Genomic DNA, 13,194 nt, shown 5'->3' with positions numbered 1-13,194 from the left:
CCATGAATCTGGCGGACTTGGTCAGGATTACGGCATGGCCGGACGTCGAAGGTGCATTGAGGCGCCTTTTCCCAGGGCGAACTCAGCAGGTTTCGGCTTACCGCAGGCTGTTTGAAGAGCTTGGAAGTATGGTCCCGTCACCGCAGGCCATGCGGGTCTCCATCGAGGAGGAGCTTCTTCCGCCAGATAATCTGGCCATCGTGCAGGTCCTTGGCCGGGATGGGACATTGCAACGAGATGTGGCCGGCTGGCCCGAGCTCTTCGAAGAGTATGCCGGGAGCCCCGCCGGTGATCGGGAGGTTACGTTCACCCTCTGCCGCTACTCGAACGCCGATTGGCTAGGCATGACGGTAGAGCCGGCAACGCTGCGGTCATTCACACAGGGGGAAGTTCTGGCGTACTTGCTGGTCGAGATGACCAGACTCGGGTTCTCCGACGCCAGGCGCCAAGCGGCACACGATGCCATGCTTCTCGATGCCCACAAGCGCACGATGCCGGACGGGTTTCAATACCACTAGGCTGCGTCGCTTCACAGCTCGGCGCTGCGCCGACGCACTTACCATAAGTACCATTATCCTGAACTTCGCCACGCCCGCTCCCGGCCCCTCGAATCTCCCGAAAATGGACGTTTTGGCAGCACAGCAGTTCGAAGGCGGCAGATTTTCAGCCACGCCTGTCAATCGAGCACGGTGGGACCGAGGCTTTTTATCGGCTTTTGAAGATAATCGGAACATCGATATCGAGAACTGCATGACCTTCGCTGTCGCGCCATGTCAAACGCGTCCAGGGCTCAAGCGTCAAAATGTCGGCAGGCAGCAAACCATCAAGCAATTGTTCGATCTGCGGCGCTGGCACAGCGTTGCGCACCTGTCGGACTGTCGTAGTGTCGCGAGTCGGGATTGAGAATACTGCTCCACCCTTCCCATAGCGCACGCTCAAATCCTCAAGCGTGCGGTGGACAACCGCCGACACAGTAAAGCCATCATGCCGCATCCAATCAGCTTCCCACAGTGTTTGTTCGACACCGCCCGCATCAACATCAACGAACAGTTTTACATTGAGCATCGCGGGAAGGGCGCCACCAGCATCAAACTCACCGCCGCCATCGATTTTCTCGATCCATTCGCGCATTCGGATTTCCGGGGGCACCCCGCTCTCTACAACTCGCACTTCGCGCCCCTGGTCAGGGATCTTGGCGGCCTTAAATAGCGCTGAGTCGACGCGCTGGGGCAAACGACCCTCGCACGCCCATTCGCTGTAGCCGCTCGCTAGTACGAAATCCGGATTGATGTCGGGCTTGTCGTCGCCATCGATGTCAATCCAGTTTCGAAGGATGCGCATGCGGGCACGTGTAACATGAAACGGATGATCGAGCACGCTCAGACGTACTAGAGCAGAGCGCTCACTGTCCGTGACGATAGCATCGTAGGCAGGCCCTTCGCCGGCGCCCATGGGGGTCTGGGCTAAAATCTCAAATCCAACTACCGAGCCGAGTGCCCCTGCTACTTCGGCATCAGCAGATGCAAACTCGGAATCGACTGATCTGATCTGCCAGCCTCCAGCCTGCGCTGAACGCCCGATTCGGAACCGCTTAACCAAGGTCGGCGATCCCTCACTAAACACCTTAGCACTAGGTGGGGTGAGGAGCCGCACGCCACAATGCGGATCAGAGTTTGGCGGTTCTATGAGCCAGTTAGTCAAGCCGCGGGTCAACTCTTGTTCGTCGGCGAATGACGGGATCGCTCCGCTCGTATCGCCACTGTGGACCTTTCGTGCTCGGCGAAACGCGAGCAGCAGTTTGTCCTTCAAAGCTTCTACTTCCCTGGTCTTTTGGGGTGCCTCTGAAGGCGGACTCTTAGGCCACATCTCGACTTCGATCTCATAGAGGTCGTCGTCGATTTGCTCCACCAGCTTTGCGTCTGATTTCTGCAAATCGATTGCAAAATAGAAGTTGGCGAGCACTGTTGTCAGCAAATGCCAGCCCGCAGCCTCGCCACCTGCGACCTTGGCAGACGGCAGCGCCTTCGTCGCAGGATCGTGCGGATGCTGCGCAGGTCGAATGCGATGGTAGATGCGCGGACGCGCATCCCCTTCAGTGGCGGTTTGAACTGCGCCCAGGCCTGTGATCGCGGCTTCATAGGCCGCTGCCCAGCGCTCGCGCAGTTTAATTCGCGGCAACGGTGCGTCCGATTGCGGCTCCGGCAAATCGAGGGTGATCGGCGTTTGACTAGCTTCGCCGCCGTCGATTCGCTTGATCGACATGGCTCTGGCCAATGGAGGCATGCGGCGCTCAGGCAACAGATAGTAAGCATGTTTGCGGCTGATTCCCTGTGCGTCGCGCTCGGATACTCGCCAACTCGGAAATACATGCACCATATTTGCCAGAATTCCGGCCGGCTCGCTTGGCAGCGGTGGGTCAATCGCGCCTTCACCGCGACGCGCTTCTACCCCCGAGCCAGTGTCGATTGCGGCAATCTGAATCTGATCGATGTTTCGCGGCATCCCCCATAAATCATCTTGGTCTGGGTCAATTCCGCGGTATCGATTCTGAGCAATCACGACAGTGTCGTCATAGACTCCATCGGGTAACACGTCAATGAGATAGGGATAGATGATGCCGTCAGCGGCGCTGCCGCGCAGTGCACTCAGGTCAAACCGTGTCGTGTCACTATTTTCCGTACCGTCATCGCCGACCAATTTTTTGGTTAGGTCTAGCGCAAGTAACTCTGGACTGAAACAGTCCTGGTTAACCAATGCGGCCGGATCGCTACCTACGCGCATTACGTGGCGATTGAACAGCACAATCGCTATTGCCCTAGCGGAGACATATAGCCCGGGCTTGTTGACTATCATCGCCCGAATAGCCGTACGCGGCCGCTCCAGCGAGGGCACGCCGTTGTCGGTCAAGGTCTCGAGTTTGTCGAGCAAATCCCCTGCGTGCCAGTGCAGCGCCTGCCGGCGATCGGCGGCAGTTCGCGGCTTGGCTGCGGGTATGTCGACTCGCCGAAACATCGCCATCAACTGGTCTGCAATGCCTCCTCGCTTTTCAAGCATATTACGCAAATTTTGGCGCAGCTCTATGGCCGCCTGAGCACCAAGTACGGGCAACTGGATTCGGTCATCGATCGTATTGCCAGCAAGTATGTCCTCAATTAGCGTAAGCAGAAAACCTGTGAACTCAAAGCTCGATTGGCGATCGCCGAGAGCAGGATGCGCAGCAGGCAGGATAAAGGCATGCGGCATGTAGAACAGGTCGACCACTCGCTCGACGGCGTCAGTCGGTGCGTCAGGGACCAGCAATGTGTCGGCGCCGGTACCCAGCACCGGAGTATTTGTTTCACCTTCAGGGACAAAAACCCAATTAAGATCTGCGGTAAGCCTCGATTGGCTAAGATAACGTTCAAGCTCAGCTTGGGCGGCGTCCGCAACCTGCTTGCCAGCTGCTGCGCCGCCCTCGGCGACCGCGATCATCGCTCCTTTTGCCCAATGAGACGTTGCTTTTACTGCGTCTGGCCGAACCAGGAATAGACCGGTTCTGAGTACCGAGGCACGCTTTGCGGCTTCGGTGATTTGTAGGTCGGCCAACTGTGCCCACCACTCACCGGTTGCGGCGCCGAGGACTTCAGTGAGCTTGTCGCGAAACGCATCAAAGTCACGGTCGAGAACGGAAAAAAGTCGCGCCAGCGGCGTACCTGGGGCGGGCACGTCTATCAAGGCTGTCTGCGTATCAATGCAAATCAACCCCTGCGCCAATGTAGCCCCCTTTCCGGCGCCGATCGCATAGCTATTGTTGAACGCCCATTGTTCGATTTCGATATATGCTTGCCGCGCGATAACTGCGTCGCGAAGCTCGGCGACAGCGCGATAGAGCGCACGAACGTCGGCGGCAAAGTCTTCGTTTGGTCGTTTGGCGTTATAGCGTTCGAGCGCGTGTTTTGCCGCATCGATGCGAAAACCAATACGCAGCTTAGTATCGGCGCCTTGGCGGACCTCGCGCGCAGATACTAAGGCGATCCTTTCCCCGGGGCCTCCAATAGAGGCTAATGCGCCAAAATGGACTTGAGCGGGATTGACGATGTCAACTGCTCGACGCATATCAAGCGGGACCGCTGGCATCGCCACGCGGTGGCCAAACTGATGCTCGAAGTAACCGCTCAGGCTTACCGGTCGGCCCGCACCGACCCAAGTTCCGTAGCGGAAATTTTCGCGTTCGGAATCGCTGCCGCCTGATTGATCGAGATATTCGCCGAGCCAATAGAAAGCTTGGGGGCCGGACGGTGTCACCGTTCCGCGACGGTGCCAAGGTCGGTCGGTGATCCGCTCCCTGGCATCGGCGAAAGTTTGTCCGGGATCATAGGGCGGCAGGGGTAGTAACGCGTCAAGCGGCGTCAGCTTGCGACTCGAATTGTCCGGTCCGTCCAAGCGCAAGCGCAGTTTATTGGTGTTGGCGACTTGATCCGCAAGCGGGGTCGCTACCCCGCCTGATGGCCCGCTGTCGGGATCATAGGCAGGGGTCCAATGCGCCGCCAGCGCCACGGCCAGCCTATCGCTGCTTAACCCCAGTCGCGAGGCAGGGGCATTAGCCAAAGTAAGCGACCAATCGTCCGGGATACCTTCGATCAAGTCGAATGGCTCGGCGCTGCCTTGGCTGGCAAAGACGACGGTAACGCGCGGATCCTTAGCACCTTGCGGCAGACTGGGGCGCTTTGCGAGCAGCTTGGCGATCGATCCTGCCGCAGCAGGGGCTGAATCTAGCAATAGGATGCTTCCATCAATATCGACACATAGATTGGCAGCGCTGAGCGCAACTACTGCGGTCGGTTGCGGCGTCTTCGCCTCATCAACCGTTGGAATCCATAAATAGGTTTGACGCGCATCGCCAGCCGCGATAGCTGCAAGCCAATTACCGATCTCGGCTTCTGCGGGATGCAAGGCTTCCGGAAAGCGCAATGCATAAGCTGAAGGTCCGCTCGCTTCGTCGGTTCCGGTCAGAGATTTTGGGGTGATCTCGGCCAGCCGTCGTTGCCAAGTGACGGCGCCTTGAGGCAACGGCTCGGCGAGTTCGCTTCGACGTAGCCCGCGCCGTGCAGGCGAAGCCGTGGGTAGCGACTGCCGTCCGCCACTGCCAAAACGTGCCGCGGGATCGACCAAGTCAAGCAGTGCCTCGCTAATCGACACCAGGCTACGGCCAACAGGCTGAGCATGTGTCGCAAGCGGCGCTGGCTTGGCCTCGCGCGCGGCGAACAGTACTAGGCGCTCGGGATGGCTGGGCAGATCGCTTTGATCGCCGAGTTCATGAGCGAGTGCAACAGTCACCTGAGGCTTGCCCCCGCCGACTGCATCGCGGGCAATTGCCGTGAAGTATTTGTTAAGCGCCCCCGTTAAGTCAGCAGACGCGGGCAGTTCGTTTCCCGCAATTGTCAACTTAGCAGCGGTCAGCCCCGTAGGCGGATCATGCGGATCGAAAGGCGCGATGCGAAACACCTGACCAAGCAAGGAGACCATGTTGGTCACCAGCCAAGAACTCGGGTCGAGCCACGGAATGCTTGCATCTGCCGCCAAGCTCGGGCGCAGAGTTATGAATCTTTTAGAGTGATCGGGCGACATGCTGACACGGGCTCGTGGCCAAGCCAGTCGCTCTCCGAAGCCAAACAGCCGCTGCAAGGTCCCGGTGAGCTTCTGAGGTTCGCGCTTGCCAATTTCTGTCAGGCTATCCCACATTGCATCGAGATAGGAGCGCCCTGACAGCGAGGCCGTGTCGAGAAAGAGGCCTGCTTGGCGATCGAGCCTAGCTGCCTCCCAGGCAAATCGCGGCACCGATACTGTCGGGCTGCCCACCAGCGGGCCGCCGGCGGTTGCCATGATCAACTGCCTATAGGCCCAACTAATCAGCGTCTCGCCCCCATCGACTTGATGAAGATACTCATGCCACCACACGGTCTCACTGAGCGGATGTGCAACATAATTCGGAGCAACTAACCGCGTCCACAGGGCTTGCCTGACGTCCGATGCGGGCTGCGCTGGCGTAACGGCGCCGCCGGCTTCGACTAGCTGTGAGAAAAGCGTTAGTAGTGCGCTCTCGACTGCCTGCTTCTGCAACCCCTGAGCGGCGCCGCTATCCAAATCATCAAACCGATCGATCAGCGGTACCGCCTGCGAAAGCACGGCGAAGCCTGGCCAACCCGCCGGACCATCGCCTCCGAGTTGATCAAACGCAGTTACCGGAGTGCCGCGTGGCGTTGTGCCACCAATAGTACGATTATCCGACCAGCTAACGGCTGCTCCTCCAGAGCGCGTTACGCCTTGGAACTCGAGCGAAAGATCAGTTCCCTTAGGGAAGGGCACTGGAATAGCTTCAACTCCTTGTTGAAGCTGTTGCGCAACTCGCGCGTCAATCAAGCCAAAGCCTTCCTGCTTGAGTCGAGCGGCGTCCCATCCGATCAGATAGTCAAGTGGATCGATCCTATCAGGGTGATTGCTTCCCAGCAGGAAGGGCTGCACGACAACGAAAGTCGTGTCGGCATCGAGGCTATAGTCGTCGCCTTGAGGGCCCGGCGTCGTGAACAGCGGCGCGTGAAAATGTGAAACGGCTATATAGGGTTTTGCCATGCGTCCCTCATCCGAACGCCGCGCGTCCGCTTATGCTCATCTGGACCGCGCCCGAAACTCGGAAGGTCCAACTGAACCATCCAGACCCGACACGTACCGATGCCGAATAGTGTGCAGACAAAGTTGCATCCCAAGCTATCATGCTGCGACCACTCGGCACATAGGTCAGCGTGACTTCGACGAAGGCTTGTGCCGAAACGCGAAAGCGCGCCGACAGAATCCATACTTCGACGCCGCCCTCTCCATAAGCATATATGCCAATTACACCGACCACCTGCAGTTGCGCCAGGGAGCCTTTGAGCAGCGCCAGCGGATTGAGGGGATCTGCGCCGACAGGAAGTTTCAGCGTTGCTGATCCGATCATAACTCCGAATACACCTATTCCAGCACGGACCCAAGCGATTCCGGCTGACAGTTCGAAGCGATAACCCAGATAGAATCCCGCGCCCGCACTGAACGTGACGAACTTTCCCTGTTCGCCGGGCAAAGTCGGAGGCGGGGCGAGACTGGTGCGGCGCTCGATGAAGAAGCCAAATTTAGCTTCATAGGTGCCCACCGGAATAGAAAAGCTGCGTTCCCAAGCATAGCCCTCAGGGCCGCGCCAAGGCTGTCCGCAATCAATCAGAAAATCCCAACACGGACTCCATTCGAGTGCCATCACACCCGATCGCATTTCCGCAAGTAAATCAAAGGCAGCGCAACGGAAGGTCGTGCGAAAGCGATCGAGTGCTGGCTCAGAACCAGGGATGTAGGCGAAGTTAAGTTCTTCTTCTCCGGTAAGTAACTTCGGCACCAATCCGCCCAAACGGATGCCGTAGTAGTGTCCGTCGTGTAGCACCAGCACGCACGGTTTAAACAGTTCACCCAAATCGAAGCGGATGCCGAATAGCCATGGATCGTCCTTGCCTATGCTGGCGTTCAGTTGTGCGTTGGGATTACGTGTGATTATGCCCGCTATCGCCTTGCGTTCGGCAGGGACATCGCCGCCATGACTTGGGCTTAGTAAGGCATTGAGAACGCCATGGCCCGGATTGAAGTTTCGGGCAATCAAGAGCCAGTGCAGCTTAAAGAATGCGCCGCTCGGCTCCTTTTCACCGCTCGAGTACCAAGCGAGCATGCCGCGCCCACCACCTTGCTCCGTTTTCTGCGCGAGAATCAACTGCCGTTCATCGTCATCATCGAACAGCGACCAGGACAGTAGCTTGAGATTGAAATTCTTGACGTTGATCACACCGACCCTAGCATCGGCGGTAGCGATTGCCACTCCGTCATCTTTAAATGAGAAGGGCATGATTTCGCCGGATCTGCTCTGACCATTCGCGCTTTCAGTGAATTCAAACTCGCCTGCTACGAGTGTTGGCTCGCGCAGCGGTAGAACCTCCACCGAAACTTCTTCTGCTTCAATTGTCAGGAGCCGGAACAGAGACAATTTAAGATTGCGCCCTTCGAGCGAGGCAACGCCTAATCCCGGGGCGTGAAATTTGGTGCCCGGATCGGATACCGGGACACCGGTACGTGCGACCAAGGCGAGTTGCCCGCCGCCGCCTAGTTCAGGACCACTGCCGAATGAAATTCTTGTATCGAGATAGGGATAAGCATAGCGATCCTGATCGGTTACTTCTGGATCGACGATCGACATCGTCTCGCTTTTCAGCCGTTTCAGAATCTGTGCGCCGCTATCGCGCAATAGCCCGACTCCAACGGGCTTTATCTCAAGACCGGCAATGCGGAATTGACGTTCTCCGACTACGGGGAAGCGGATCGCGCCCAGATCGAATCCGAGCGCACGGCGAATCCCCATTGGGATCGATAGCCCACCGCTGACCGCGGGCATGCGGACGCGAAAGTCGGATAGTCGCACCGGCGCATCGGGTAGCTCAAAGTCGAATCCACCCAGACTCCATTTTCGGCATTTGAGATCGGCATCTATGTTGAGCGTAGTGTCTCCGTCGTGCGAACCCACCCGCACTCCCCGCAAAAATAAATCTTCGATAAATGCAACATCGACGTTGAGCTTGAGTGGTGTATCGAAGCTCGCCCCAAAAGTGAAGTCACGGGCGGCACCAGCGGTTGGGGCATCCGCCGGACGCAGCACTCCCGATACGGTAATCAACGGCCAATCGCTAGTGCGGCCGAACAGTTCGCGGACCTCGAGAAGGAAGGCGATCTCACCCGACAGGATTGTCGTGTTCTTGATCGTTGCTTCGAATTTGCTCAGAGCCCAACCAACGTCAGCTTTGCCCCATTCTGGCGGGCCCTTAAGCGAATCACCCTTGGCCTCAGCCCACCCCTCGCGTTCGGCGCGCCGTTCGATTCTCCCCCACACGTCAAGGTCAATGCCCTGAAGCGCCGCTGGGGTCTGGCCGCCCACAGCCGCATAGCGCGCAGCGATATGCGGAAGGCCGCACAAGGTGCTTAGCACCGGATCGCGCTCTAAATCCACGGTGGGGTTAATGATCAGCACGCCGCGCCATTCGGGGCGAAGCAATTCACTGGCTAGTTGTGCGCAAAATGCGCCGACTGGATCACTGGTCTGGATGCCATTCGCCAGACCGAACGGGTCGTCACATCCGGGGGTTGCATATGCCTTGTGTGCTTCGGCCAAGACTGCGGCGAGCCCCCGGTCACCTCCGAGTTTGACCACGACGGTGGTCTCGTCGTCGAGGAACATATCCCAAGCCTTGCCGCCACCCAGGCTGCAGAAGTCGAGACGGTGGTTCCATAATGCCGCGATTCGATCGACCGGGTGCAGCGACTCGGTGTCGCCTGCGACGCCTGCCGAACGCGTGCGCCGCGACAGCATAAGGTAGTCGGGAGGCTCGAAAGACAAATCGGCCAAGCTGATTAGCGGCATCCCGAGCGCACGTAGCGCCTGCAACAACGCCTCAGCATCGACTGGGTCGGCAAGTAGCGCCGAATAAACTTCGGGCGAGAACAGCGCCCCATAGCGCGCATTGAAATCATCAAACAGTGCACTTATATCCGGGTCGAGTTGCTGGTGGTCGCGCCAGAGCAACTCTACCTGCTCAACTAGCGGCGACAAGCCTTGGAGCAACTCGGCGATCAGGCCGGCGGGCTTGCCAGCGCCCGCAAAAAAATCATTAACCGCTTGTTTGAGTCCAGAGTCAATCACCTGACGCAGCACGGGTAGATGTTCTCGCAGGACTGGCGCTGTCTCCGAACTCCATACCGCCGCTAATGCCCGTTTAAGTACATCAATTGACGGCGGAGCATAGGCGTACTGGAAAATGCATGAAACGGGGCCATCATCGCCCGCTGGGTCTAGTAGTTCGACGACTTCATCAGGCAGAGACGTCGATAACGTTTCGGCATACTCGTCGAAGCCGAGCACGCGCGGCGGATTGCGTCCGAGCAACTCTGAAGCCTGACTGAGCCGCGTCGATGCCATAAGCAATTCATCCCATCCCCAATCCTCCGGGTTACCGAGCGCTATCGGCTCGCCCACCAAGTAGGCGCGCAGCGCGCGGCGAGCTGGTGACGGATCTGATATCAGCCCTCCAGGCAGATTTATGCCAGCCCAGAATCGAAAAAAAGATTCGATTTGAAGCCCCAACGTGCCACGCGCGTGATCAAGTTTTTGAACAGCATCGCCAATGGCTGCGGCTGAGCGTGGGCCGCCGAACAGCGCAGCCGTTGATGACGTTGCCAACCCGCCCGCGAAGCCCACCAATGAACTCGTAGGTCGCCTCAGCACTGTTTCGGCTGGAGCGAAAGCTTGCGCCATGCGGCCCATCATGCCCATAGTAGTCGCTGGCGGGACACCGATTAAGCGGGCGAACGGTTGCGTCGGTGCGACGGCGCGGTGCCCCTCACTATGCGCATATCTGCCGAGTGATGCAGCACCGAAGCTATCGATCAGTTGTTTGTTGAGATTTGTCGGCCAAGACTGGGCAGTGTGAGACAACGGCTGAAGATCAGCATCCTGCCGCGGACCAGCAAGTTCGGCGAAGGTCCAGTTCAGGTCACACAACGGCAACGTTGCTGAGCGGCCAAGGCCTTCGGCGCTATAGCGACGCATTGGCGGCGCTTCGCCGCCGTCGAAGGCAAAGGTCGCGCGCTCAGGAAGCTCGGCGCACAGCGTCATTCCTTTGGTATTAAACGCCACGCCCGCTTCGACGAACAACAGGTCACTTGCCTGCGGGCGAACTGGGTTAAGTTTAAGAGTGCAGGCAAGCGCAGTGCGCTCACCAGTGCGCACTGCGCCGTTGGCCGACCAGCCTAGAATCTCGCGCGGGCGGGTTCCGACCACGAGCGCGCGTCCGTCGTGCACCCAGTAGGGCGCGCTTACGATCCTGTCATTGCCAAGCGGCTTCGGCGCCCGCGTCAATCCATAAGTGGCAATCGGGTCAATCGCGACAAGTACAACTTCGCATTCGAATATCGCGTCGCGCTTGCCCAACACAACCGCTTGGTTGAGCCGCCCGTTGCGTTCTGCCTTGCGCCCACCGATGCGCAGGCTGAGCGGTACCCGACCAGGTACACGCAGCGCAAGTGGATGACCGTGTTCGTCGCGCAGAGCGGGCACGCCCAGAATAAAGTCTTTTGCTTGTGGTGCTACCCACCACTGGGTGATTACCCAGCCCGACGCGGTGCTCGCAAAATCCGCCTCGACCCGCCCCTCGGCGATGATATGCTGGAACAATAGGCTGTTCTCTTTGTCATCGAGCGCTACTGTCGGATCGAGAATGTCAGCATTGAGATATAGGGCGCCATGCACCGGATCGAACAGCAGTGCCACCTCCGCTGCTTCGAGGCGCGCACCACGCAAATGCAGAAATTGGTCAACCCGCGGGCTGGTCTGCGTACCGCCGAATTGATCGCGCAATAGCGCCCGGGGCCGCGTATCGTCGGCTAGAAGCTCGGCAGTATTTTTTTCGATATCACAGCAGAGCAGGCTTCTTTGCCAATACTGCAACCGCTCAAAGCTAAACGCCGCGCCGAGGGGATTCCCAGTGCTTTGAGCGAGTTCCTGCGCAAGGGTTGCTGGGTGTCTGAAAAAGAGCACCCCGCGATCGACCACTGCCCCCTCAGCAGTTGCAGTGACGAAGCGGCCTCCAATAGTCAGCGTTACTTCCCCAGTGCTCGCGACATTTGGCGCATCTCTAAACACCACGCGTCCATCTTGAATCGAACAGGCCAAATGTATTTGCACACCCGTAAAGCGTACTGCGCCGGAGTTGCCATTGAGTTGTATTGTTAGCCGTGTAGCTGCCGCGTCGAGAGTGAAGCGCGCCGTCACTCCTGGGTAAGGTGAGTCAACGCTTCCGCCAGCAGCGATCGTCAGGTCGAGTCCGAGCAACGCCAGCGTAGCCATTACATGCCCGCCTTTTCACAACCGCTAATATTTACAGCTTTACTCCCAGCCCCCCAACGTAAGCCCTGCACGTCAGCCGCTGTCAACAGCCTAAGATCAGTTCTAGCAATTCTCGTCTTGAAAGGGCTGGAGCCTTCGATCCGCACAAGGCTGCGCTGTATGTGGCCGTAGATGACCCGATGCGTTGGCTCGCTCTCAACCACCTCGAAATAGTTGTCCGTACCCTTTAGCCGCAGAGCGACAATCTTCGCTTCATCATTCACTTCGCAGATTCGCGACTTTTCCCAAGCCGCAAGAGACCACGGTGGAGCGTCGCTAAAGAATGGCCGCACAACATTTAGATCTATTGCACCGATTATGGCTTTTGATGACGCCAGCACGCCGCTGTCATAATAGTCGTTATCACCACCACCAGCGCTTAGTCCCAGCGCCGCGTTCAACCAGCCGGCCCCAGCAACAAGAGAGCCGGTTCCGTTGAGCGAGCGATTGACAATGCTGTTGCACGCAATTTTGTTGTCATGCGCTGCTCTGACGTCGATAAACGCTCTAACAAATTCCCTCCGTACATCCGCGTCTTCTATTGTCGCGCATAAGGCGGCCATATCGGCGACCGCACGGATTGCGGGGAGGACTTGCCCTTTTCCAGGCGAAACATTCCGAACTTCGATGCAAACACTTCGCACCAACGCGTTCCACAGTTTTGCTTGATTATCCTCGAGCGTTTGGACAAGCGTACTTCTTCGTGACTTCGACACCGGATAGTCATCGGTCGCATCTTCGGAGCTCCATTCAGTGCGATTCGCAGTCAGAAAGCTCGCCAATACTGCACGCTCATCAAGATCTATCGGGCGACCTTCCTCGACTAGTCGCAGAGAAATCCGAATAGGCGTCAGCGTTGGAGGCCCCGAGTTACCCGACCCCAGTCGTTCGCGAAATGTTCCTGCACTGAAGGTCGATAGCACAACTCTGGAACCGACACCCGGGCGCACTGCGTAGGGAAGACCGATCGATTTCCGCGCCTGCAGCTCTTCTTCTGTCTCGTGTGAGGACGGAGAATCTCCACAGCGAGTACCGATCGCAGGCTTCGGAACGCCGTACCGCACTGGCACCAAAATCGGCGCGTCAACGGGGAGCTTTATTGTCGTATCGAGAGGCACATGGGTCTGTGGCGAAATGTTGCCAGCCACGCAACCGCTGAGTAGCGTTAGCGTCATAAGAGTGGCCACGACATTCTTCATAGCGCGCATCTC

4 protein-coding genes are annotated in these 13,194 nt (G+C 58.1%); 1 reads left to right on the top strand and 3 read right to left on the bottom strand.

Annotated elements, in window-relative coordinates:
• Nucleotides 1–2 precede the first annotated feature (2 nt).
• Nucleotides 3–518, top strand: a complete 516-nt coding sequence (locus QT386_RS02530) for a DUF6557 family protein (protein WP_289272158.1) — start codon at nt 3–5, stop codon at nt 516–518.
• Nucleotides 519–705: 187 nt separating this feature from the next.
• Here QT386_RS02530 and QT386_RS02525 read toward each other — a convergent pair whose 3' ends face one another.
• From QT386_RS02525 to QT386_RS02515, 3 genes are read right to left on the bottom strand one after another with little or no spacing between them, the layout of a single operon-like run.
• Nucleotides 706–6,609, bottom strand: coding sequence for a hypothetical protein (locus tag QT386_RS02525; RefSeq protein ID WP_289272157.1), 5,904 nt, complete (start codon nt 6,607–6,609; stop codon nt 706–708).
• A 7-nt stretch (nt 6,610–6,616) separates the two neighbouring features.
• Nucleotides 6,617–11,944, bottom strand: coding sequence for a hypothetical protein (locus QT386_RS02520; RefSeq protein WP_289272156.1), 5,328 nt, complete (start codon nt 11,942–11,944; stop codon nt 6,617–6,619).
• The gene (locus QT386_RS02515; protein ID WP_289272155.1) at nt 11,944–13,182 is read right to left on the bottom strand and encodes a hypothetical protein; all 1,239 of its coding nucleotides are present in this window, start codon (nt 13,180–13,182) and stop codon (nt 11,944–11,946) included. Before QT386_RS02515 ends, QT386_RS02520 begins: the two co-directional genes overlap by 1 nt.
• Between the last annotated feature and the right edge of the window lie 12 nt (nt 13,183–13,194).

Origin of the sequence: Solimonas sp. SE-A11 (assembly GCF_030345715.1) — a bacterium.
Taxonomy (GTDB): Bacteria; Pseudomonadota; Gammaproteobacteria; order Nevskiales; family Nevskiaceae; genus Solimonas_A.
The sequence above is the reverse complement of the archived record's forward strand: the minus strand, read 5'-3'. Positions and strand labels throughout refer to the sequence as shown.